The following is a 24,271-nucleotide window of genomic DNA, read 5'->3' on the forward strand; positions in this document are numbered from 1 at the left end:
GCTCGCTCCTACGTTTTTTTGGGCCAGTTATGCCTGGGCCAGGTGCGCGCGAACGCTTTGGCCCTTGTTTACATACTGCAAATCACTGGCGGGGCGATCCCTGCACAGGCTGACTATGCTGACCGAGCAATTACCTGCTCAAGGATGAACGCAATGCCGAACCCTCATGGCTACAGGCTTCGCCGCGCACGATGCTCGGTGCCAGGCAGGCTTTATATGCTGACTACGGTCACTCATCGACGTAAGCCTTTGTTTCACGACCTCCGCTTCGCACGGTTGGTCATCCAAAACCTTCGTTACGCGGAAGAACAACACCACTGCCGATCGCTGACCTGGGTCGTAATGCCAGATCGTGTGCATTGGCTGATTGAGCTGAAAGAAGTGACGCTTGGAACATTGATGCAGCGCTTCAAATGCCAGTCCAGCAATGCGCTTCACAAGGCCGGGGCAAAGGGGAAGCCGGTGTGGCAGGCAGGTTATTACGACCGAGCCTTGCGCCGGGACGAGGATGTTTTCAAGGTCGCGAGATACATCGTTGCCAATCCGGTAAGGGCCGGACTGGTGTCATCGGTTGGCGCATATCCTCATTGGGATGCAGCATGGCTTTAAGGCATCACGATGGAGACGTATCGCACGCCGCCCGCGCCTCGCGACAGTTATGCCTGTGCGGATTGTGCACGAACGCTCCAGGGCATCGCGGGGCATACTAAGAACACAAAAAAAGGGCGACCCGAGGGTCGCCCTTTTTACCGATCAAACAGAACTCAGTTCTGCTTGGCCATTGCTTCGCGCAGCAGCGCAGCCATGGTGGTGTCGGCAGCAGCTTCCGGAGCGTTTTTCAGGCTCTGGATAGCTTCACGCTCTTCAGCGTCGTCTTTCGACTTGATCGACAGGCTGATCACGCGGGACTTGCGGTCAACGCTGATGATCTTGGCTTCGATCTCTTCGCCTTCCTTCAGAACGTTGCGCGCGTCTTCAACGCGGTCACGGCTGATTTCGGAAGCTTTCAGAGTGGCTTCGATGTCGTCGGCCAGGGTGACGATGGCGCCTTTGGCGTCAACTTCTTTCACGATGCCCTTGACGATAGCGCCCTTGTCGTTGACAGCAACGAAGTTGGAGAACGGATCGTCTTCCAGCTGCTTGATGCCCAGGGAGATGCGCTCGCGCTCTGGGTCAACCGACAGGATGACGGTTTCCAGCTCGTCGCCCTTCTTGAAACGACGTACGGCTTCTTCGCCGGTTTCGTTCCAGGAGATGTCGGACAGGTGAACCAGGCCGTCGATGCCGCCGTCCAGACCGATGAAGATACCGAAGTCGGTGATCGACTTGATGGTACCGGTGATCTTGTCACCCTTGTTGAACTGGCCGGAGAAGTCTTCCCATGGGTTGGACTTGCACTGCTTGATGCCCAGGGAGATACGACGACGCTCTTCGTCGATGTCCAGAACCATGACTTCCACTTCGTCGCCAACCTGAACGACTTTCGACGGGTGGATGTTCTTGTTGGTCCAGTCCATTTCGGAAACGTGTACCAGACCTTCAACGCCTTCTTCCAGCTCAGCGAAGCAGCCGTAGTCGGTCAGGTTGGTTACGCGAGCCTGTACGCGAGTACCTTCTGGGTAACGGGCAGTGATAGCTACCCACGGATCTTCCCCCATTTGCTTCAGACCCAGCGAAACGCGGTTGCGCTCACGGTCGAACTTCAGAACGCGTACGTCGACTTCGTCGCCAACGTTAACGATTTCCGATGGGTGCTTGATGCGCTTCCAAGCCATGTCGGTGATGTGCAGCAGGCCGTCGATACCGCCCAGGTCCACGAATGCGCCGTAGTCGGTGAGGTTCTTGACGATACCTTTGACTTGCTGGCCTTCCTGCAGGGTTTCCAGCAGGGCTTCGCGCTCGGCGGAGTTCTCGGCTTCCAGCACGCTGCGACGGGAAACGACAACGTTGTTGCGCTTCTGGTCCAGCTTGATGACCTTGAATTCCAGCTCTTTGCCTTCCAGGTGGGTGGTGTCGCGCACTGGGCGGACATCAACCAGGGAGCCCGGCAGGAACGCACGGATGCCGTTAACGTCGACAGTGAAGCCGCCCTTAACCTTACCGTTGATAACGCCCTTGACCACTTCTTCGGCGGCGAAAGCTGCTTCCAGAACAATCCAGCACTCGGCGCGCTTGGCTTTTTCACGGGACAGTTTGGTTTCGCCAAAGCCGTCTTCGACCGCGTCCAGCGCAACGTGGACTTCGTCACCGACCTTGATGGTCAGTTCGCCAGCTTCGTTGTAGAACTGCTCGAGCGGGATGACACCCTCGGACTTCAGGCCAGCGTGTACGGTAACCCAGTCGCCGTCGATGTCGACAACGATACCGGTGATGATGGCACCCGGCTGAAGATTGAGGGTTTTCAGGCTTTCTTCAAAGAGTTCTGCAAAGCTTTCGCTCATTTTAATTCCTGTAGATTCGGGCGAAACAAACGCCCCTCGCCACATTCCAGACAATGTGGGTCTGTTTTAAGTAAAGGAACGCCGGCAAGACGTTGACTGGTGAACCTGCCTGCTTTCCTGGTGATCAGAGAAGGTCGCGCTGGGCGATCTCGCTCCTGATACGTTGCAACACCTGCTCGATGGACAACTCGGTGGAATCCAGCTGAATGGCGTCTGCCGCTGGTTTCAGCGGGGCCACTGCACGCTGAGTGTCGCGTTCATCACGCGCCCGAATCTCATCCAGCAGACTCGACAGACTAACATCTTCACCCTTGCCCTTCAACTGCAGGTAGCGGCGGCGCGCCCGTTCCTCGGCACTGGCGGTCAGAAATACCTTCAGCGGCGCGTCGGGGAATACCACCGTGCCCATGTCGCGGCCGTCGGCAATCAGCCCGGGCATTTCCCGGAAGGCGCGCTGGCGCTGCAGCAGCGCCTCACGCACGGCAGGCAGCGACGCCACCATCGAGGCACCGGCACCGACGGTTTCGGTGCGGATGACCTGGCTGACGTCCTCACCTTCAAGAATGGTCTGCTGCAGCTTACCGGGCTCGGCGGCGATGAACTGCACATCCAGATGGGCGGCCAGCTTGGTCAGCAGCTCTTCGTTGGTCAGATCGACACCGTGGTTGCTGGCATTGAACGCCAGCAGCCGGTACAGCGCGCCCGAGTCCAGCAGGCGCCAGCCCAGTTCGCGCGCCAGCAAGCCGGCCACCGTACCTTTGCCAGAGCCACTCGGCCCGTCGATGGTGATGATGGGGGCCAGCGTGTTCACGACTTGCCCTCTTCGGCCACGCGGATGCCCACTTCGGCGCACAGCGCCAGGAAGTTGGGGAACGACGTGGCAACGTTGGCGCAGTCATGAATGCGGATCGGCGCACTGGCGCGTAGCGAGGCCACGCTGAAGGCCATGGCAATGCGGTGGTCACCGTGGCCATGCACTTCGCCGCCGCCCAGCTGGCCGCCGTCGATGATGATGCCGTCCGGGGTCGGCTCGCACTTGATGCCCAGGGTCAGCAGGCCGTCGGCCATCACCTGGATACGGTCGGACTCCTTCACCCGCAGCTCTTCGGCACCGCGCAGCACGGTACGGCCTTCGGCGCAGGCAGCGGCAACGAACAGCACGGGGAACTCGTCGATAGCCAGCGGCACCAGCTCTTCAGGGATATCGATACCCTTCAGCTTGGCCCCGCGCACACGCAGGTCGGCCACCGGCTCGCCGCCGACTTCACGCTGGTTCTCCAGGCTGATGTCGCCACCCATCAGGCGCAGGATGTCGATGACACCGGTACGGGTCGGGTTGATGCCGACGTGCTCCAGCACCAGCTCGGAGCCTTCGGCGATGGACGCCGCCACCAAGAAGAAGGCTGCCGAGGAGATGTCGGCCGGCACTTCGATGCGGGTAGCGGTCAGCTTGCCCCCAGACTGCAACGAGGCCACCGGGCCATTGCTTTCTACCGCGTAGCCGAAACCGCGCAGCATGCGCTCGGTGTGATCGCGGGTCGGTGCCGGCTCGGTGACGGTGGTTTTGCCTTCGGCGTACAGGCCGGCCAGCAGCAGGCAGGATTTGACCTGCGCGCTGGCCATCGGCAGCGTGTAGGTCAGCCCCTTGAGCCGGTGGCCGCCGCGAATGGTCAGCGGCGGGCGGCCTTCCGGGCCGGTCTCGACCACGGCACCCATTTCGCGCAGCGGGTTGGCCACACGGTTCATCGGGCGCTTGGACAACGAGGCATCACCGGTCATGGTCACGTCGAACGGCTGGCCGGCCAGCAAGCCGGACAGCAAACGCATCGAGGTCCCCGAGTTGCCTACGTACAGCGGGCCGGGCGGCGGCTTCAGGCCGTGCAGGCCAACACCATGAATGGTCACGCGGCCGTGGTTGGGGCCTTCGATGACCACACCCATGTCACGGAATGCCTGCAGGGTCGCCAGGGCGTCTTCACCTTCGAGGAAGCCTTCGACCTCGGTGGTGCCCTCGGCCAGCGAGCCAAGCATGATCGAGCGGTGAGAAATCGACTTGTCGCCCGGTACACGAATCCGCCCGTTCAGGCGGCCACCCGGTTGGGCCAGGAAAATCAGATCGTTGGCGTTCATAGCGTCCACATAGGCCCGACGGGCCAGGATTTTACTGAAATGCTCGCGGGCAACGCGTGCGCGGGTGAATACACCCAGCAACTGGTGCCCGTCCCCTTCAGCGATAGCGTCGCGCAAGGCGTCGAGATCACTGCGATATGTATCAAGTGTGCGCAGGACAGCATCGCGGTTGGCGAGGAAGATGTCATGCCACATGGTCGGGTCGCTGCCGGCGATCCTGGTGAAATCGCGGAACCCCCCGGCAGCGTACCGGAAGATCTCGAGGTTTTCATTGCGTTTGGCCAGTGAATCGACCAGGCCAAAGGCCAACAGGTGCGGCAAGTGGCTGGTGGCGGCCAGCACTTCGTCGTGGCGCTCGACCGTCATGTGCTCGACATCGGCCTCCAGCGCGCGCCACAGGCGGTCGACCAGGGCCAGTGCGGCCGGGTCGGTTTCGGCCAGCGGCGTGAGAATGACCTTGTGCCGGCGGAACAAGGTGGCGTTGGATGCCTCTACCCCGCTCTGCTCGGAACCGGCAATGGGGTGGCCAGGCACGAAGCGCGGCAGGCGCTGGCCGCTCTCGTTCACAAAAACGGAACGCGCCTCACGAACAACATTGCCCTTGGCGCTGCCGACGTCGGTGATGATGGCGTCGCCCAGGTCTAGCCGGGCCAGGCGCGCCAGAACTTTCTCCATGGCCAGGATGGGCACGGCCAGCTGGATGACATCGGCGCCCACGCAGGCGGTGGCGAGGTCTTCTTCGCAGCGGTCGACCACGCCCAAGGCTACGGCCTGCTTGCGCGAGGGGGCATCCAGGTCGACTCCGACCACTTCGCGGCACAGACCGCTTTCACGCAGGCCCTTGGCGAACGAACCACCGATCAGGCCGAGGCCAACTACGACCAGGCGGTTGATGATGGGCGCGGGTTTGGTTTTTGCTGCATTTACCACTGGTGTGAACCCTGTTCAGAAATCGGGACAGCCTGGAAGAACGCTGGGGCTGCGCTGCAGCCCATCGCCGGCAAGCCAGCTCCCACACCCTTCGCAGGCACGCCAGCGCCTACAGGGGCAGTGCAAACCTGGAGGGTTGTGCTGTACCTGTGGGAGCTGGCTTGCCTGCGATGGGGCGCAAAGCGCCCCCCGCGGCCCTGAATCAAAGCACTGCCTTCGGATACGAGCCCAGCACCTTCAGCGCCACAGCCTCCTGGCTGATCTGTTCGAGCACCGCCTTGATCAGTGGGTCGCGGTGGTGGCCAACGAAGTCGATGAAGAACACGTAGGTCCACTTGCCGCTGCGCGACGGGCGGGTTTCGATGCGGGTCAGGTCGATGCCGTTCTGGTGGAACGGCACCAGCAGCTCATGCAGCGCGCCCGGCTTGTTGCTCATCGAAACAATGATCGAGGTCTTGTCGTCGCCGGTGGGCGGCACTTCCTGCTGGCCGATCATCAAAAAGCGCGTGGAGTTGTCCGGGCGGTCTTCGATCTTCTCGGCCAGGCGGGTCAGGCCATACAGGTTGGCAGCCATGTCACCGGCGATCGCCGCCGAGTTCCACTCGCCCTTCACGCGCTTGGCGGCCTCGGCATTGCTCGATACCGCCACCCGCTCCACATTCGGGTAGTGCGCGTCCAGCCACTTGCGGCACTGGGCCAGGGACTGGGCATGGGAATAGATGCGGGTGATGCTGTTGGTCTTGGTGCTCTCGCCCACCAGCAGGTGGTGGTGGATACGCAGCTCGACTTCGCCGCAAATCACCATGTCGTGTTCGAGGAAGCTGTCCAGGGTGTGGCTGACCGCGCCTTCGGTGGAGTTTTCCACCGGCACCACGCCAAAATTGACCGCACCGGCCGCAACTTCACGGAACACCTCGTCGATGGCCGCCATCGGGCGGCTGATCACCGCGTGGCCGAAGTGCTTCATGGCCGCCGCCTGGGTGAAGGTGCCTTCAGGGCCCAGGTAGGCGATTTTCAGCGGCTCTTCCAGGGCCAGGCACGACGACATGATTTCGCGGAACAGCCGCGCCATTTCTTCGTTGCCCAGCGGCCCTTTATTACGCTCCATCACCCGCTTGAGCACTGCTGCTTCGCGCTCGGGGCGGTAGAACACCGGCTTCTCGCCTTCTTTGAGCGAAGCGGTCTTGACCCGCGCAACCTCTTCGGCACACCGGGCGCGCTCGCTGATCAGCTCGAGGATTTTTTCGTCGAGGCTGTCGATGCGAACGCGCAGGGCTTTGAGTTCCTGTTCCGACATCAGCCGTGCTCCTTCTCGAATTCAGCCATGTAGGCCACCAGCGCTTCCACGGCGTCCAGGCCCAGGGCGTTGTAGATAGAAGCGCGCATCCCGCCCACCGAGCGGTGGCCCTTGAGGTTGAGCAGGCCGCGGGCATCGGCACCGGCGAGGAAGGCCTTGTCCAGGCGTTCATCGGCCAGGCGGAACGGCACGTTCATCCACGAGCGGGCATTGACGCTGATCGGGTTGGTGTAGAACTCGCTGCTGTCGATGAAGCCGTACAGGCGGTCTTTCTTGGCCCGGTTGCGCTGCTCCATGGCCTCGACACCGCCCTGCTCCTTGAGCCACTCGAACACCAGGCCCGAGAGGTACCAGGAGTAAGTGGCCGGGGTGTTGTACATCGAGCCGTTGTCGGCCGACACCTTGTAGTCGAGCATGGTCGGGCAACTGCTGCGGGCGTGGCCCAGCAGGTCTTCACGCACGATCACCACCACCAGGCCGCTGGGGCCGATGTTTTTCTGCGCGCCGGCATAAATCAGGCCGAACTGCGACACGTCGATCGGGCGCGAAAGGATGTCGGAGGACATGTCGACCACCAGCGGAACGTCACCGGTCTGCGGCACCCAGTCGAACTGCAGGCCACCGATGGTTTCGTTGGACGCATAGTGCACGTAGGCAGCGTTGCTGGTCAGTTTCCAGTCGTTCTGGCCCGGAATGGCCAGGTAATCGTAGGCCTTGGCGCTGGCGGCGACGTTGACGTTGCCGAAGCGGCGCGCTTCCTCGATGGCCTTTTTCGACCAGATGCCGGTCTCGATGTAGTCGGCAGTGCCGTTTTCCGGTAGCAGGTTCAGCGGGATCTCAGCGAACTGCTGGCTGGCACCGCCCTGCAGGAACAGTACCTTGTAGTTGGAGGGGATAGACAGCAGGTCACGCAGGTCCTGCTCGGCCTTTTCGGCGATAGCCACGTAATCGTCGCTGCGATGGCTCATTTCCATCACCGACAAGCCCTTGCCATGCCAGTCCAGCATTTCAGCCTGGGCGCGCTGCAGAACAGCGGTAGGAAGCGCGGCAGGGCCTGCGCAGAAGTTAAAGGCTCGGTTGCTCACATCCACTCTCGCTCTGCCAAATGGTACAAATTCATTTCTTGCAGGCCGCACGCGCCTCTTTGTGGGAGCGGCCTTGTGTCGCGATAGGGCCGCGAAGCGGCCCCAGCTTTTTGCAGCGCCGCTGAAATCCTGGGGCTGCTTTGCAGCCCTTTCGCGACACAAGGCCGCTCCTACAAAAAGCTTGCTCGCACCCGGCCAGGCATTGCCTGCAGTTATCAGTCAAACGGGGCGACCTTGGTCGCCCCGTTCGGGTTTTACACCTGCTTACTCCTGCGGGGCTTCTTCGGCGCCTGCAGCTTCGTCATTGTCTGGCACTTCGGCCTCGACACCCTCCTCGCCCGCCTCGACCATATCGTCGAGTTCGTCCTCGGACGGTTCCTGGATCCGCTCCAGGCCAACCAGTGTTTCGTCGGCAGCCAGCTTGATCAAGGTCACACCCTGCGTGTTGCGGCTCAGGCTGGACACTTCGCCAACCCGGGTGCGCACCAGCGTGCCCTGGTCGGAGATCAGCATGATCTCCTCGCCTTCGTGCACCTGGATGGCGCCGATCAGCAAGCCATTGCGCCCCTTGGTGCCCATGGCGATCACGCCCTGGCCGCCACGGCCGCGGCGCGGGAACTTGGACAGCGGGGTACGCTTGCCAAAGCCACGCTCGGAAGCGGTCAGGATCTGCGCGCCAGACTCCGGAATCAGCATGGAAATGATCTGCTGCCCCTTGCCCAGCTTCATGCCCCGCACGCCACGGGCGTTACGGCCCATTTCACGCACCACGCTCTCGGCAAAGCGAATGACCTTGCCAGCGTCGGAGAACATCATCACTTCCTTGGCGCCGTCGGTGATGGCCGCCGCAATCAGGGTATCGCCTTCTTTGAGCTTCAAGGCAATCAGGCCATTGGAGCGCGGGCGGGCGAACTGCACCAGCGGGGTCTTCTTGACGGTACCCGAAGCGGTGGCCATGAAGATGTACGCGCCGGTCGGCTCTGCCACCCACTCAGGGGTGTCGCCGTCTTCTTCGTCAACTTCCTCGGCCTCGACCAGCTCACCTTCGAGCACGGTGTCGTCGGCGTCTTCCAGCTCTTCGTCAAGGTCGGCGTTCTGCTGCAGCGCCTCGAGGTCCACCTGCAGCATGGCGGTGATGCGCTCACCCTCTTCCAGCGGCAGCAGGTTCACCAGCGGGCGACCACGGGCGGCACGCGATGCTTCCGGAATTTCGTAGGTCTTTTTCCAGTACACCTTGCCCTTGCTGGAGAACAGCAGCAGCGTGGCGTGGCTGTTGGCGACCAGCAGGTGCTCGATGTAGTCCTCGTCCTTCACGCCGGTCGCCGACTTGCCTTTGCCGCCACGGCGCTGGGCCTGGTAAGCGGACAACGGCTGGGTCTTGGCGTAACCACCGTGGGAAATGGTGACCACGCGCTCTTCTTCCGGGATCATGTCGCCGTAGTTGAGGTCGTGGCTGGCATTGAGGATTTCGGTGCGGCGGGCATCGCCGTACTCGGCGCGGATGGCCTCCAGCTCTTCGCGGATCACTTCCATCAGGCGCTCGGCGCTGTTGAGGATGCGGATCAGCTCGCCGATCTGCTCGAGAATTTCCTGGTACTCGGCCAGCAGCTTCTCGTGCTCCAGGCCGGTCAGGCGGTGCAGGCGCAGGTCGAGAATGGCCTGGGCCTGTTCCGGCGACAGGAAGTATTTGCCATCGTGCAGGCCATACTGCTCGGGCAGGTCTTCAGGGCGGCAGGCCTCGGCACCGGCGCGCTCGACCATCACCTGCACGGCACTGGACTCCCACGGCGTGGAAATCAGGGCTTCCTTGGCCTCGGAAGGCGTAGGCGAAGCCTTGATCAAGGCAATGACCGGGTCGATGTTGGACAGCGCAACCGCCTGGCCTTCAAGGATGTGGCCGCGTTCGCGGGCCTTGCGCAGCTCGAAGACAGTACGGCGGGTCACCACTTCACGGCGGTGACGGACGAACGCTTCGAGCAGGTCCTTGAGGTTGAGCAGCCGCGGGCGGCCGTCCACCAGGGCCACCACGTTGATGCCGAATACGCTCTGCAGCTGGGTTTGCTGGTAGAGGTTGTTGAGCACCACCTCCGGCACTTCGCCGCGGCGCAGCTCGATGACGATGCGCATGCCGTCCTTGTCGGACTCATCGCGCAGCTCGGTGATGCCTTCGATCTTTTTCTCTTTGACCAGCTCGGCGATCTTCTCGATCAGCCGCGCCTTGTTCAGCTGGTACGGCAGCTCGGTGATCACGATTTGCTGGCGGCCACCGACCTTGTCGATGTCTTCGACCTCGGAGCGGGCACGCATGTAGATGCGGCCGCGGCCGGTGCGGTAGGCCTCGATGATGCCTTGGCGACCGTTGATGATGCCGGCTGTCGGGAAGTCCGGGCCGGGGATGAACTGCATCAGTTCATCGACGGTGACTTCCGGGTTGTCGATCAGCGCCAGGCAACCGTCGATGACTTCGCCAAGGTTGTGCGGCGGAATGTTGGTCGCCATACCCACGGCGATACCGCTGGAACCGTTGACCAGCAGGTTGGGGATACGCGTGGGCATGACCGCCGGGATCTGCTCGGTGCCGTCGTAGTTGGGCACCCAGTCGACGGTTTCCTTGTGCAGGTCGGACAGCAGCTCGTGGGCCAGCTTGGTCATGCGCACTTCGGTGTATCGCATGGCCGCGGCATTGTCGCCGTCCACCGAACCGAAGTTGCCCTGGCCATCGACCAGCAGGTAGCGCAGCGAGAAGGGCTGGGCCATACGCACGATGGTGTCGTAGACCGCAGTGTCGCCGTGCGGGTGGTACTTACCGATCACGTCACCGACCACACGGGCGGATTTCTTGTACGGCTTGTTCCAGTCGTTGCCCAGTTCGCTCATCGCATAGAGAACGCGACGATGCACGGGCTTCAAGCCGTCACGTGCATCGGGCAGCGCTCGCCCGACAATCACGCTCATCGCGTAGTCGAGGTAGGACTGTCTCAGTTCGTCTTCGATATTGACCGGGAGGATTTCTTTGGCCAGTTCGCCCATGAGAAGCCTGATTCCTTTTTCTGGTGAAACTTCGCAGCTCCATCAAGGGCCGAACGAAGCTCGCCGCCGCAGCGCATAAGGGTGCGACGACTTACGACAAATCAATGAGTTGTGCCATGGATCTGCGCAATGAAGGCCGCCGTGATGGGCGGCCTTGGAAACTGCCGGATGTTACCACAAAGGCGGGTGTGGTGGGGAGATGCGGCGGGCAGCCAGAAGCAGGTTCGAATCTTGATTTCCTGGTGCCTGTGCCGGCCTCTTCGCGGGTTTACCGCGAAGAGGCCGGCACATTTGTCAATGCAGGCGCTTGCGGCACATCAACTGCGCCAGCTTGGCGGTATCCGGACGTTCGACAATGCCGCGCTCGGTCACGATCACGTCGATCAGGTCTGCCGGGGTCACGTCGAACACCGGGTTGAACACCTCGACCTCCGGGGCCACCCGGGTGCCGGCGTAATCCAGCAGTTCATCGGCCTCACGAACTTCCAGGGGGATATCCTCGCCGGTCGCCAGGTTCAGGTCGATGCTGGTGCTGGGCGCCACCACCATGAAGCGCACGCCATGGTGCATGGCGCTGACGGCCAGCTGGTAAGTGCCGATCTTGCCGGCCATGTCGCCATTGGCGGCAATGCAGTCCGCCCCCACCACCACCCAGGTGATGCCCTTGGTCTTCATCAGGTGGGCCAGCGCCGAATCGGCGCACAGGGTGGTCGGGATGCCTTCGTTGGTCAGCTCCCACGCGGTCAGGCGCGAGCCCTGCAGCCAGGGGCGCGTCTCGCCGGCATACACCCGCTCGACCATGCCTTCGAGGTAACCGGCACGGATCACCCCCAGCGCGGTGCCGAAACCCCCACTGGCCAGCGCACCGGCATTGCCATAGGTGAGCAGGGTCTGGGCGTTGCCCTGGTGGCGGCGGATCAGCTCGGTGCCGTGCTGGGCCATGGTCAGGTTGGCTTCACGGTCGCTTTCGTGAATGGCCAGCGCTTCGGCCTCGCACGCGGCCAGCACGTCTTCGTTCGGGCGCAGGCGCTGCAGGCGCTCGCGCATGCGGTTCAATGCCCAGAACAGGTTGGCAGCCGTGGGGCGCGCCTCGGCCAGGGTGAGAAAGTCCTCTTCCAGGTCCAGCTCCCAGTCACCACCTTCGGCCAGCCGCTCTTCCAGGGCCAGCACCAGGCCGTAGGCCGCCGCGATACCGATCGCCGAAGCACCGCGCACCGCCATGTCGCGGATCGCGGCTGCCACCTGCGCGACATTGTCGCAGGCCAGCCAGCACTCCCGGGACGGCAGCAGGCGCTGGTCGAGCAGGTGCAGGACGCCGCCCTGCCAGCGGATCGCGGTCACCTTCTCCGCCGCCAATAGTCGCTCGCGCATTGCCTCTCCCTGTCGTTCGGATATCAAAAGCCGGCGATTATAGCGAGCCTGGGGGCCGAGCGCTCGGGTATACTCCGGCCTTTTCGAGCGCAAGCCGCAAGCTACGAGCGGCAGGAAAAAGCGAATGCGTACAAGGTCTGCTTTTTCTTGCTGCCTGGGGCTTGCAGCTTGCAGCTTAATAGCCAAGCTTTTGAGGACTGCCCAATGAGCAACGTCGACCGCGCCGAAATCGCCAAGTTCGAAGCGCTGGCCCACCGCTGGTGGGACCGTGAAAGCGAGTTCAAGCCGCTGCATGAAATCAACCCGCTGCGCGTCAACTGGATCGACGAACGCGCCAGCCTGGCCGGTAAGAAGGTGCTGGACGTAGGTTGCGGCGGCGGCATCCTCAGCGAAGCCATGGCCCTGCGCGGCGCCAGCGTTACCGGTATCGACATGGGCGAGGCGCCACTGGCCGTGGCCCAGCTGCACCAGCTGGAGTCTGGCGTGCAGGTGGAGTACCGGCAGATCACCGCCGAAGCGCTGGCCGAAGAAATGCCTGAGCAATTCGATGTGGTCACCTGCCTGGAAATGCTCGAGCACGTACCCGACCCGTCGTCGGTGATCCGTGCCTGCTACCGCATGGTCAAGCCAGGCGGCCAGGTGTTCTTCTCCACCATCAACCGCAACCCCAAGGCCTACCTGCTGGCCATCGTTGGCGCCGAGTACATCCTGAAGATGCTGCCGCGCGGCACCCATGACTTCAAGAAGTTCATCCGCCCCTCCGAACTGGGCGCGTGGAGCCGTGATGCCGGCCTGCAGGTCAAGGACATCATCGGCCTGACCTACAACCCGCTGACCAAGCACTACAAGCTGAGCAGCGACGTCGACGTCAACTACATGATCCAGACCCTGCGCGAGGAATGAGCATGCGTTTGCGAGCGGTACTCTTCGACATGGACGGCACCTTGCTCGACACGGCGCCGGACTTCATCGCCATCTGCCAGGCCATGCTCGCCGAACGCGGCCTGCCGCCGGTCGATGACACGCTGATCCGCGGGGTGATTTCCGGCGGTGCGCGGGCCATGGTCGCCGCCACCTTCGCCATGGACCCCACAGCCGAAGGCTTCGAGGCCCTGCGCCTGGAGTTCCTCGAGCGCTACCAGCGCGACTGCGCAGTGCACAGCAAGCTGTTCGACGGCATGGCCGAACTGCTGGCCGACATCGAGAAAGGCAAGCTGCTGTGGGGCGTGGTCACCAACAAACCGGTGCGCTTCGCCGAGCCGATCATGCAGCAACTGGGCCTGGCCGAGCGTTCGGCGCTGCTGATCTGCCCAGACCACGTAAAAAACAGCAAACCGGACCCGGAGCCGCTGATCCTGGCCTGCAACACCCTGAACCTGGACCCGGCCAGTGTGCTGTTCGTTGGCGACGACTTGCGCGACATCGAGTCGGGCCGTGACGCCGGCACCCGTACCGCCGCGGTGCGCTACGGCTATATTCACCCAGAGGACAACCCCAACCACTGGGGCGCCGACGTGGTGGTGGACCACCCGCTGGACCTGCGCAAGGTGATCGACAGCGCGTTGTGCGGCTGCTGAAGCTGCAAGTTGCAAGTTGCAAGCGACAAGCTGCAGCAGCCCACATCGCCCAGCTTTTTCTTGTAGCTTGCAGCTTGCAGCTTGCAGCTTGCAGCTAAAACCCCCGAATCAAGGACAGAACCATGTTCGACTACACCGCCCGCCCCGACCTGCTCAAAGGCCGGGTCATCCTGGTTACCGGTGCCGGCCGCGGCATCGGCGCTGCTGCTGCCAAGGCCTACGCCGCACTGGGCGCCACCGTGCTGTTGCTGGGCAAGACCGAAGCCAACCTGAACGAGGTCTACGACCAGATCCTGGCCGCCGGGCATCCGCAGCCGGTGGTCGTTCCGTTCAACCTGGAAACCGCGCAGGCACATGAGTACGACGACCTGGCGGTCATGATCGAAGAGCAGTTCGGCCGCCTTGACGGCCTGCTCAACAACGCCTCGATCATCGGCCCGCGCACGCCGCTGGAACAGCTGTCAGGCGACCATTTCATGCGCGTGATGCACATCAACGTCAATGCCACCTTCATGCTCACCAGTACCCTGCTGCCGCTGCTGAAGCTGTCGGAAGACGCCTCGGTGGTGTTCACCAGCAGCAGCGTGGGGCGCAAGGGCCGTGCCTACTGGGGCGCCTACGGCGTGTCCAAGTTCGCCACCGAGGGCCTGATGCAGACCCTGGCCGACGAACTGGAAGGCGTGGCGCCGGTGCGGGCCAACAGCATCAACCCCGGGGCCACGCGCACAGCGATGCGGGCGCAGGCTTACCCTGGCGAGAACCCGCAGAACAACCCGCTGCCTGAAGAAATCATGCCCGTGTACCTGTACCTGATGGGGCCGGACAGCAAGGCCGTGAATGGGCAGGCGCTGAACGCCCAGTAACGGCCGAGATTGCCGGGGCCGCAGCGCGGCCCATCGCGGCCTTGCTTCGCAGCGGGGCGGGCCTACCCGGCGGCCAACGCCGGGCGCATACGCCCCTGCTGGCGCCCCTCAAGCTGCATGCACCGCTCCAGGAACAGGAACATGCAGTCGTAGCTCTTGCAGATCGCCCTGCGCAACTCGGTGCGCAAGCCCAGGCTGGGGTTCTCGCCGGCCAGGGTACAGATGATTTCCAGCGCTTCCCACGGGTGCGCATCGTCATACTGGGCGTGCATCTTCAGCCATTTCATCGCCCGCTTGCGCCCTTCCTCCGGGAAGCCCATGGCGTAGGTGTCGGTCGAACACACCACTGCCGACCATTCGCCCGTCGCGCCTTCGATGGCATAGTTGGTCGCGGCCATGGCAATGGCCAGGTTCTCGGTGGCACACACCCGCCAGCACCAGTCGTTCAGGCCGTTGAGCTCCGGCGGCACGTCCTGGGCCTGCAGGTCGTGCAGATGCACACCATGCGCCTGGCACCAGTTCACCCAGTAATCGGCATGGTTGAGCTCGACCCGGATATTGCGCATCAGCCAGCGCCGTGCCATGTCCTCACCCTGGTGCCGACCGTAGCGGGTCTTGGTCAGGTTGTGGGCCATGTACAGCGAGAACTGCTCCACCACCGGCCAGCCGCCAATCAGGTACTGGCGAATGGTCGATTGCTTCAGCAGGCCATCGCGCAGGCGTGCATAGAACTCATGCTCCACGACCCGGCGCTTGCTCTCGCGGCAATCTTCAATCAGTTGCTGAGCCCATTGAGGGTAACTGGCCGGGTCCATCAACGGCCCGATACGAACGAATGCATCAATCACTTTCAGCTCCTTGATCCTTGTGATTTCCAGCTAACGAAAGGTGCCAGGTGCACGCTGCAACAGAGGCCGGGCGGCGATCCGTTGGCGCTGCAGACTGTCACAGGTGAACACCTGGGGGCGTTCGATCAGGTAGCCCTGGGCGTAATCCACGCCAATTTCCTGCAGGGCCTGCTCGATCAGGGGCGTTTCGACAAACTCGGCGATGGTGCGCTTGCCCATCACATGGCCGATATGGTTGATGACTTCGACCATGGCCCGGTTGACCGGGTCGTCGAGCATGTCCTTGACGAAACTACCGTCGATCTTGAGGTAATCCACGGGCAAATGCTTGAGGTAGGCGAACGAGGACATGCCGGCGCAGAAATCATCGAGCGAGAAGCGGCAACCCAGGCCCTTGAGCTCGTTGATGAAGCGGATGGCGCTACCCAGGTTGGCGATGGCGCTGGTTTCGGTGATTTCGAAGCAGATCATCCGAGGCGGAATGGCGTACTCGACGAATAGCCGCTGCAGGTATTCCAGGAACTTGTCATCGCCGATGCTCGACCCCGACAGGTTGATCGCGCAGGTCGACAGCGGCCCTTCCCGCCCCTCGTCCAGGCACTGGCGGATGACCATGAATACATTGCGTACCACCCAGCGGTCCAGCGCCGTCATCAGGCCGTAGCGTTCGGCGGCCGGAATGAAGCTGCTGGGCAGGATGGTGCGGCCGCTTTCGTCGTGCAGGCGCAGCAGAATTTCGATATGGCCCGGCCCCTCGAAGGTTTTCAGCGGGGCGATTTCCTGCGCGTACAGGCAAAACCGGTTCTCTTCCAGGGCAACATGCAAACGCTGGATCCAGGCCATTTCGCCAAAGCGCATGGACAGCTCGCTGTCGTCGGCGTGGTACACCTGTACGCGGTTGCGGCCTTTTTCCTTGGCCATGTAGCAGGCCATGTCCGCGGCACGTAACGAGGCTTCAAGGGTGCTGGGGGCCTGGGCCATGTGCACCAGGCCTATGCTGACCGTGGTCACGAACGGGCGGCCTTTCCACACGAAGTGCAGGCTTTGCACCAGCTGGCGCAGTTGCTCGGCGATGCGCTCGGCCTGGTCGCTGGGGCAGTTTTCCAGCAGCACGCCAAATTCGTCGCCCCCCAGCCGCGCCAAGGTGTCGCCCTCACGCAGGCCAGACTGCAGCACGGCACAGATGTGCCGCAGCAGTTCGTCGCCAGCGGCGTGGCCGCAGGTGTCATTGACCAGCTTGAACTGGTCCAGGTCCAGGAACATCAGTGAATGCCGCCCGGCCTGGCGGGCCAGGCCATTGAGCGCCTGCTCCAGGCGGTATTCGAACTCGCGGCGGTTGGCCAGCCCGGTCAGGGCATCATGGGTAGCCTGCCAGGACAGGTTGGCAATGTACTGGCGCTCCTGGGTCATGTCGTGCAGCACCAGCACAATGCCGGCAACCTGCCCGTCATTGACGATTGGCGAGCCCACCAGGTTGATCGATACCGTGCTGCCGTCCAGGCGCTGGATCAGCCGCGCATGCTCGGCGCCGCCGTTGAGGCTGCCGTTTAGCACCTGTTCGACCAGGCTGGTGCCGTTTTCCTCGGCGTGCTCGTCGACCAGGCTGAACAATGCCGAAAGCGGTAACCCTTGGGCCTGGGCGGCCTGCCAGTGGGTGAGCTGTTCGGCGGCCGGGTTCATGTAGCCGATGCAGCCCTCCACATCGGTGGTTATCACCGCGTCGCCGATAGCCTGCAGGGTAATCTGCGCCCGCTCTTTTTCTTCCTGCAGGGCACTGGCGAAGGCCTGGCGCTGGGCCAGCAGCTTGCTCGAGCGGCGCCAGGCAATGCTGATCAGGAACATGGCCGTCAGCAGGTTGGTGAACAGCAGCACCCGCAGCAGCATGCGCGACCCTTCGCCCAGCGCATCGCTGAAGGCCTTGGCCGCCGGCGTTACCCCTTCGTTGATGCTCACGATGCGCGCTTTCCAGGCCTCGACCGCAGCGGCGTCCACTGGGCCTGCAGCGAAGCGCTGGTGCATCTCGCCTGCCAGCACATCCAGCTTCTCCAGGTAATCGTCACCGACATTCCAGTAGTCGATGGCGGTCTGCATGTAGCTGATGTTGCGGAAGTTGCGGTAGAACCAGATGATGCGTTGCACATCGTCGGCGTGGTTGCCGCCCTGGAGTACCGCCTGGCGCGCGGCTTCCAGGTCGGGGTGCGGCTGGTCGAGCAGCTCGCGCACCTTCTGGTCGCCCTGGGGCACGGTTATGGCCTGGCGATAGCGCTGATAGGTACCCTCGTCGCGGGTCTCGGCGTACAGGTTGAGGTAATAGATGGCATCTTTCTGCGCCTTGGACCACAAACTCTCGCCCGCAACGTAAGCGCGCACGGACGACAGCGTGTACAGGCTGAGACTACCCAGCGCCACCTGGAAGACCACGACGGCGATGAAGGGCCAGGTGATGCCCAGCAGCTTTGGCGCTTCGAGTGTGCGATGTCCCTTCATGGAGTCCCTGTCACAGAGCAGATAAGGCGCAAATCGACCCAGACAAGCACAGCGTAGGCCATTTGCCATCGCTGTGAAGGGGATTTTTATGACAAGGCAGCGGGGGCTTTGCGCAGCCTGGGTCGGCCCAGGATTCAGCTCTGTTGCAGATGCCCGTACAGCTTGGCATACAACCCACCTTCGGCAATCAACTGCTGGTGGTCGCCATCTTCCGCCACATGCCCACCATCGAACACCAGCACCCGGTCGGCCTGTTTCACGGCCGACAGGCGGTGGGCGATGATCAGCGTGGTGCGGCCACTGAGGAAGCGCGCCAAGGCCTGGTGCAGGTTGTATTCGGTGGCCGCGTCCAGCGCCGAAGTGGCCTCGTCGAGGATCACCACCTTGGGCTCGGCCAGGACCATGCGGGCGATGGCCAGGCGCTGGCGCTGGCCGCCGGACAGGCGCACACCCGACCGCCCCACCACACTGTCCAGGCCCTGCGGCAAGGCGGCGATGGTGGCGTCCAGCTGGGCGATGCGCAGCGCCTGCCAACAGGCCTCGTCACTGCAGTCACGGCCCATGGTGAGGTTGGCACGCACGGTGTCATTGAACAGCGATGGGTGCTGCAGTACCACTGCCACGTTTTCGCGCAGGGTTTCCAGGCCGATTTCCTGCAAGCTGGCCCCGCCAAAGCGGATGGTCCCGGCCTGGGCGCTGTACAAGCCCAGCAGCAGTTGTACCAGGGTGCTCTTGCCGCCGCCGCTGGCACCGACAATGGCCACCTTCTCACCCGGCGCGATCGACAGGTCGAGGTGGTCGAGCACGGGCTCATCGGCATAGGCAAAGCGCAGGTCACGCACCTCGATACCGACCGTGTCACGGCCGGCGAACGGGTCGCTGGCCGCCGGGTACTGCGGCTCGTCGGCCCGCGCCAGCAGCTCGTTGAGGCGGTTGAGGGCGCCGCCGGCGGCATAGTAGGCGTATTGCAGGTTGAGCAACTGCTCGACCGGGCCAATCATGAACCACAGGTAGCTGAACACCGCCAGCATCTGCCCGATCGACAGGTCGGAAAACAGCACGGTCAACATGGCCGCCGCGCGGAAAATGTCGATACCGAACTGGAACAGCAAACCGCTGGCGCGGCCACTGGCGTCGCTTTTCCATTGCGAGTCGACGGCATAGTCGCGCACTTCACGGGCACGCAGGCCCAACCGGCCGAGGAAATAGCCCTGGCGGTTGCCGGCACGTATTTCCTGTATGGCATCGAGGGTTTCCGCCAGGGCCTGGGTGAACCGCGCGGTGCTGTCGTTCTCGAGCTTTTTGAGGTGCTTGACGCGTTTGCCCAACTGCACTGTGAAGTAGATCACCAGCGGGTTGAACAGCAGGATCAGCAACGCCAGTTGCCAGTGCATCCAGATCAGGATGGCGGCCGTGCCGGTCAAGGTGAGCATGGCCACCAGGAAGCGGCTAAGGGTTTCGCCCACGAACTTGTCGAGGGTGTCCAGGTCGGTGACCAAGTGCGTGGTGACCGTACCACTGCCCAGGCTTTCGTATTCCTGCAGCGAAATACGCTTGAGCCGCTCGATCAGGCGGATGCGCAGGCGGTAGACGATGTCCTTGGCCAGGCCGGCGAACAACTTGGCCTGCACCACGTTGAAAGCCAACGCGGCCAGGCGCAGGCACAGGGTAAGGCACAGCATCAGGCCGATGTAGCCGGCGGCCCCCTGCCAGCCCGACGGCAGCAGGTGGTTCATCCACTTCAGTGCCGCATCGCCATGGCCGAGCAGCACTTCGTCTACCAGCAACGGCAGCAACAGCGGGATGGGCACGCTGCAGCAGGCCGCGAGCACGGCGATCAGGTTGGCCGACCAGAGCTGCTTGCGGTGGTGCAGGGCCAGCCGGCGGATTTCCGCCCAGCTCAGCCGATCGGCCGCCGTGCAGGGCTTGCCCGGTACCGGGTCGGGGGACCCAGGCAGGTCAAGCACAGGTGGCCTGCTGCAGCCAGCGGCCGAGCAATGGTTGCAGGCGCTCCAACGGCTGGTAGCCGTTGGTCAACAGCGCCACTTGGCCGTTGCGCTCGGCGAGCAGGGTCGGAAAACCGGCGATGCCCAGGTCCTGGGCCCAGACGAAATCGGCCGCGGTGGCGGCGCGGGTATCGGCCTGGGCGAAGGTGGTGGCGAATGCGGCACGGTCGAAACCGGCCTGTTCAGCCAGGTCGACCAGCTGTGGTGCGGTGGTTACATCCATGCCCTGCTCGTAGAACGCGCGCTGGATCAGCGCCAGCAGCGGCCAGACGCGCTCGCCACCCAGTTCGCGGGCGCTGACCAGGGCCCGGCAGGCCGGCTCGGTGTCGTAGACGAAACCGTCCGGCATGGCCCCTTCGAAGCGGAACGCCTGGCCCGTGGCATCGGCCACCGCCTGCCAGTGTTCGAGGATGTACTTGCGCGTGGCGCTGTCCAGCGCACTGCCGCCGGTGCGCAGCCCGCCCACCACCAGGTGGGTGGGCACACCCGCCTCATGCGCCTGGGCGATCAGGGCCGCGGCCACTGGCGCGAAACCCCAGCACCAGGAGCACATCGGGTCCATCACATAGATCAGGCGGGCAGACATGCATCAGGCCTCGGCTTTGTAGTTGTAACCGATCGGGTGCGGCAGGTTGCGCGCCTTGGCCAGCTCGATCTGCTTCTGCCGGTCGATGGCGCTGCGGCGGGTCTTTTCGCTCAGGGTGTCCCAGCAATGCGGGCAGCTGACACCTGGCGAATAGTGCTCGGACGCGCGCTCCTGAGCATTGATCGGGTGGCGGCAGGCGTGGCACTGGTCGTACTCGCCTTCGCTCAGGTCATGGCGCACCGTGACGCGGTTGTCGAAGACGAAGCAGTCACCATCCCACAGGCTTTGTTCCTGAGGCACTTCCTCGAAGTACTTCAGGATGCCGCCCTTGAGATGATAGACCTCCTCGAAGCCTTCACCGAGCATATAGCTGGAGGCTTTTTCGCAGCGGATGCCGCCCGTGCAGAACATGGCCACCTTCTTGTGCTTGCTGGGGTCGAAGTTGGCCTTGATGTACTCGGGGAACTCGCGGAAGGTTTCGGTCTTGGGGTCGATGGCGCCCTTGAAGGTGCCAATGGCCACTTCGTAGTCGTTGCGGGTGTCGATCAGCAGCACTTCCGGGTCGCTGATCAGGGCGTTCCAGTCCTTGGGCTCGACGTAGGTGCCCACGGCCTGGTTGGGGTCCACGCCGGGCACGCCGAGTGTAACGATCTCTTTCTTGAGCTTGACCTTGGTGCGGTAGAACGGCTGTTCGTCGCAGTACGACTCTTTATGGTCGACATCGACCAGGCGTGGGTCGCTGCGCAGCCAGGCCAGCAGGCCGTCGATACCTTCGCGGGTGGCCGACACGGTGCCGTTGATGCCCTCATGGGCCAGCAGCAGGGTGCCCTTGACCTGGTTGTCGAGCATGGCTTTGAGCAGTGGCTCGCGCAACTCGACGTAGTCTTGCAGGGTAACGAACTTGTACAGCGCCGCGACGACGATGGCTTGGGACATGAAGCAGGTTCTCCAGGTGGTTGCCCTCGTAAGGGGCGGACCGGGTTTGACGGTGTGGCAAAAAAACAGGGGGCGCTCTGCGCCCCTTTCGCGACACAAGGCCGCTCCTACAAGGACCGCACCCGCCATCAAGCTGTGCAGTCGCTGTAACAGCGGCCTCGTGTCGCGAAAGGGCCGCAAAGCGGCCCCCGGATCTTGCAGGATTCTACCAGAACAACAGCAAGGTTTCAGTGCCCGCCGCCGGCGCATACCGGCGAGGCCGGTGCAGCGCCGACCTTGGCCCACTCTTCGCCGGTGTAGGTATGAATGGCCAGGGCGTGGATCTGGCCCATCAGCTCACCCATGGTGGCGTACACCTTCTGGTGGCGCTTGACGCTGTTCAACCCGGCAAACTGCTCGCTGACGATCACTGCCTTGTAGTGGGTCTCCTGACCACGACTGTGCATGTGGCTTTCATCGAGCACTTGCAGGTGTTGCGGCGCCAGGCTGGCCAGCTGCTGTTCGATACGCTGTTGCATGGTCATTGCGGCTTACTCACTTCTTCGCTGGGGCGGCGGCCTTGCCAGCGTTCGGGTCCAGCTCTTTGGTCATGTCTTCGAGCAGCTTGTTCACCACCGGTACGGCCGGCTCGAGGCTCTGCTGGGTCAGCTGCGCCGACTGCTGGGTGACCTTGGGCATTTCGCGCAGCACTTTCTTGCCCAGCGGCGACTCGTAGAACTTGACCAGGTCCTTGAGTTCCTGCTCGGTGAAGGTCTGGGTGTACAGGTCTACCATCTTCGGCTTCAGCTTGTTCCAGCCGATGGCGTTGTCCAGCGCGGCGTTGGCCTTGGCCTGGTAGCTTTCCAGCACCGGCTGCTTGCTGGCCGGGGCTTTGGTCTGGGCGAAGCGCTGGGCGAACATCTGCTGGACCTGCATGTACACCGGGGTGCCCAACTTGTCGGCGTTGGCCAGGGTCAGGAATTTCTCGGCAGCAGCGTTGTGGCTGGCGGTGGCAGCGAGTACCTGGCCGCTGGCGCAAACCAGGGCAACGGCGGCACAAAGGACACGGAGACGGGTCATTGCATTTCCTTCAGAGAGAGGGAGGCGGGTACCTCAGAGTAGAGCATTCTGCGCCGTGGTAGCGCGGTGCTCAAGTGGCACGACGAGCGACTGAACCGCTCGGTCGAATCAAGGCCTAAACTGCGAATTCGAACTACACAGGAGTGAGTACAGAATGAGCCGTATCGAGACAGACAGCCTGGGCCCGGTCGAAGTTCCTGAGCACGCCTACTGGGGTGCGCAGACCCAGCGTTCGCTGATCAACTTCGCCATCGGCAAGGAACGCATGCCGCTCGCGGTGGTGCACGCCCTGGCGCTGATCAAGAAGGCCGCGGCACGGGTCAACGACCGCAATGGCGACTTGCCGGCCGACATCGCCCGGCTGATCGAACAGGCCGCCGACGAGGTGCTGGCGGGCAAGCACGACGATCAGTTCCCGCTGGTCGTCTGGCAGACAGGCAGCGGCACACAGAGCAACATGAACGTCAACGAGGTGATTGCCGGGCGAGCCAATGAACTGGCTGGCCAGGGCCGGGGCGGCAAAACGCCGGTGCACCCCAACGACCACGTCAACCGCTCGCAAAGCTCCAACGACTGCTTCCCGACCGCCATGCACATTGCCGCGGCGCAGGCCGTGCAGGAAAAACTGCTGCCTGCCATCGGCGAACTGTCGGCCGGGCTGGCCGAACTGGCGGCGCGGCACAACAAACTGGTCAAGACCGGCCGCACGCACATGATGGATGCCACGCCGATCACCTTCGGCCAGGAGGTATCGGCTTTTGTTGCCCAGCTGGACTACGCCCAACGGGCCATTCGTGCCACCCTGCCGGCCGTGTGCGAACTGGCCCAGGGCGGTACTGCCGTGGGCACCGGGCTGAATGCCCCGCACGGTTTTGCCGAAGCCATTGCCGCCGAACTGGCAGCAGAGTCCGGGCTGCCGTTCGTCACCGCGCCAAACAAGTTCGCCGCCCTGGCCGGCCATGAACCGCTGACCAGCCTGGCCGGCGCGTTGAAGACCCTGGCAGTGGCCCTGATGAAGATCGCCAACGACCTGCGCCTGCTGGGCTCCGGGCCGCGTGCCGGGTTGGCCGAGGTACGCCTGCCGGCCAACGAGCCGGGCAGCTCGATCATGCCGGGCAAGGTCAACCCTACCCAGTGCGAGGCGCTGTCGATGCTGGCGTGCCAGGTATTGGGCAACGATGCGGCGATCGGCTTTGCCGCCAGCCAGGGGCATTTGCAGTTGAACGTGTTCAAGCCGGTGATCATCCACAACCTGTTGCAGTCGGTCGAGTTGCTGGCCGATGGCTGCCGCAACTTCCAGCAGCACTGCGTGGCGGGTATCGAGCCCGACGCCCAGCAGATGGCCGCACACCTGGAACGCGGGTTGATGCTGGTGACCGCGTTGAACCCGCACATCGGTTATGACAAAGCCGCGGAGATCGCCAAGAAGGCCTACAGCGAAGGCAAGACCCTGAGGGAGGCCGCGCTGGAGTTGAAGTACCTGACCAATGAGCAGTTCGACCAGTGGGTAAGGCCGGAGAACATGCTGGCACCGGGTGGTAAAGGCTAAATTATTGATTGCCTGTACTGGCCCCATCGCTGGCAAGCCAGCCCACAGGGATCGCCTTAGGGCTGACAGGTGTTTG

The 24,271-nt window shown here is 63.2% G+C and carries 19 protein-coding genes; 5 read left to right on the forward strand and 14 right to left on the reverse strand.

The features are described 5' to 3' along the window. Nucleotides 1-153: 153 nt before the first annotated feature. On the forward strand, nt 154-609 hold the full coding sequence (locus G1E_RS20465) for a transposase (protein ID WP_047150065.1): 456 nt from the start codon (nt 154-156) through the stop codon (nt 607-609). 155 nt (nt 610-764) lie between these two features. Here G1E_RS20465 and rpsA read toward each other — a convergent pair whose 3' ends face one another. From rpsA to mtnA, 7 genes are all read right to left on the reverse strand, one after another. Then, complete coding sequence (rpsA, locus tag G1E_RS20470; RefSeq protein ID WP_003252673.1) at nt 765-2,441, reverse strand: 30S ribosomal protein S1; 1,677 nt, start codon at nt 2,439-2,441, stop codon at nt 765-767. Between the two features lie 124 nt (nt 2,442-2,565). Continuing rightward, entirely contained in the window at nt 2,566-3,252 is a 687-nt protein-coding gene (gene cmk / locus G1E_RS20475; protein ID WP_009685997.1) for a (d)CMP kinase, read from the reverse strand. After that, nucleotides 3,249-5,468 (reverse strand): bifunctional prephenate dehydrogenase/3-phosphoshikimate 1-carboxyvinyltransferase, encoded by a 2,220-nt coding sequence (locus G1E_RS20480; protein WP_047150066.1) that lies wholly within the window; start codon nt 5,466-5,468, stop codon nt 3,249-3,251. The genes cmk and G1E_RS20480 overlap by 4 nt, the downstream gene beginning before the upstream one ends. 235 nt (nt 5,469-5,703) lie before the next feature. Then, nucleotides 5,704-6,798, reverse strand: a complete 1,095-nt coding sequence (gene pheA / locus G1E_RS20485; protein WP_009686000.1) for a prephenate dehydratase — start codon at nt 6,796-6,798, stop codon at nt 5,704-5,706. Further along, complete coding sequence (gene serC / locus G1E_RS20490) at nt 6,798-7,883, reverse strand: 3-phosphoserine/phosphohydroxythreonine transaminase (protein ID WP_009686001.1); 1,086 nt, start codon at nt 7,881-7,883, stop codon at nt 6,798-6,800. Before serC ends, pheA begins: the two co-directional genes overlap by 1 nt. A 264-nt stretch (nt 7,884-8,147) precedes the next feature. After that, complete coding sequence (gyrA, locus tag G1E_RS20495) at nt 8,148-10,913, reverse strand: DNA gyrase subunit A (RefSeq protein WP_009686002.1); 2,766 nt, start codon at nt 10,911-10,913, stop codon at nt 8,148-8,150. Between the two features lie 294 nt (nt 10,914-11,207). Continuing rightward, nucleotides 11,208-12,284 carry an S-methyl-5-thioribose-1-phosphate isomerase gene (gene mtnA, locus G1E_RS20500; RefSeq protein ID WP_047150062.1) on the reverse strand — a complete coding sequence of 359 codons (1,077 nt, stop codon included), beginning with the start codon at nt 12,282-12,284 and terminating at the stop codon, nt 11,208-11,210. A gap of 204 nt (nt 12,285-12,488) precedes the next feature. Between mtnA and ubiG the strand changes: the two genes are divergently transcribed. From ubiG to G1E_RS20515, 3 genes are all read left to right on the forward strand, one after another. After that, the gene (ubiG, locus tag G1E_RS20505; protein ID WP_009686004.1) at nt 12,489-13,187 is read left to right on the forward strand and encodes a bifunctional 2-polyprenyl-6-hydroxyphenol methylase/3-demethylubiquinol 3-O-methyltransferase UbiG; all 699 of its coding nucleotides are present in this window, start codon (nt 12,489-12,491) and stop codon (nt 13,185-13,187) included. A gap of 2 nt (nt 13,188-13,189) precedes the next feature. Continuing rightward, complete coding sequence (mupP, locus tag G1E_RS20510) at nt 13,190-13,861, forward strand: N-acetylmuramic acid 6-phosphate phosphatase MupP (RefSeq protein WP_009686005.1); 672 nt, start codon at nt 13,190-13,192, stop codon at nt 13,859-13,861. Nucleotides 13,862-13,983: 122 nt separating this feature from the next. After that, complete coding sequence (locus tag G1E_RS20515; protein WP_009686006.1) at nt 13,984-14,724, forward strand: YciK family oxidoreductase; 741 nt, start codon at nt 13,984-13,986, stop codon at nt 14,722-14,724. 62 nt (nt 14,725-14,786) lie between these two features. Here G1E_RS20515 and G1E_RS20520 read toward each other — a convergent pair whose 3' ends face one another. From G1E_RS20520 to G1E_RS20550, 7 genes are all read right to left on the reverse strand, one after another. After that, nucleotides 14,787-15,572 carry a TenA family transcriptional regulator gene (locus G1E_RS20520; RefSeq protein ID WP_009686007.1) on the reverse strand — a complete coding sequence of 262 codons (786 nt, stop codon included), beginning with the start codon at nt 15,570-15,572 and terminating at the stop codon, nt 14,787-14,789. 30 nt (nt 15,573-15,602) lie between these two features. Continuing rightward, nucleotides 15,603-18,059: an EAL domain-containing protein gene (locus G1E_RS20525; RefSeq protein WP_009686008.1), complete on the reverse strand. Its 2,457-nt coding sequence runs from the start codon at nt 18,057-18,059 to the stop codon at nt 15,603-15,605. 134 nt (nt 18,060-18,193) lie between these two features. Further along, nucleotides 18,194-20,026, reverse strand: a complete 1,833-nt coding sequence (locus G1E_RS20530) for an ABC transporter ATP-binding protein (protein ID WP_047150063.1) — start codon at nt 20,024-20,026, stop codon at nt 18,194-18,196. Then, complete coding sequence (locus tag G1E_RS20535; protein ID WP_047150064.1) at nt 20,019-20,651, reverse strand: DsbA family protein; 633 nt, start codon at nt 20,649-20,651, stop codon at nt 20,019-20,021. The genes G1E_RS20530 and G1E_RS20535 overlap by 8 nt, the downstream gene beginning before the upstream one ends. 3 nt (nt 20,652-20,654) lie before the next feature. Beyond that, a complete protein-coding gene (locus tag G1E_RS20540) occupies nt 20,655-21,587 on the reverse strand; it encodes a rhodanese-related sulfurtransferase (protein ID WP_009686013.1) in 933 nt (310 codons plus the stop codon). Nucleotides 21,588-21,814: 227 nt separating this feature from the next. Then, complete coding sequence (locus tag G1E_RS20545) at nt 21,815-22,111, reverse strand: BolA family transcriptional regulator (RefSeq protein WP_009686014.1); 297 nt, start codon at nt 22,109-22,111, stop codon at nt 21,815-21,817. A gap of 10 nt (nt 22,112-22,121) precedes the next feature. Further along, entirely contained in the window at nt 22,122-22,646 is a 525-nt protein-coding gene (locus G1E_RS20550; RefSeq protein ID WP_009686015.1) for a DUF2059 domain-containing protein, read from the reverse strand. A 154-nt stretch (nt 22,647-22,800) separates the two neighbouring features. On the opposite strand from G1E_RS20550, the gene G1E_RS20555 reads away from it, so the two are divergent. Further along, on the forward strand, nt 22,801-24,195 hold the full coding sequence (locus G1E_RS20555) for a class II fumarate hydratase (protein ID WP_009686016.1): 1,395 nt from the start codon (nt 22,801-22,803) through the stop codon (nt 24,193-24,195). Nucleotides 24,196-24,271: the final 76 nt, after the last annotated feature.

The organism is Pseudomonas sp. TJI-51, assembly GCF_000190455.2.
Lineage (GTDB): Bacteria > Pseudomonadota > Gammaproteobacteria > Pseudomonadales > Pseudomonadaceae > Aquipseudomonas > Aquipseudomonas juntendi.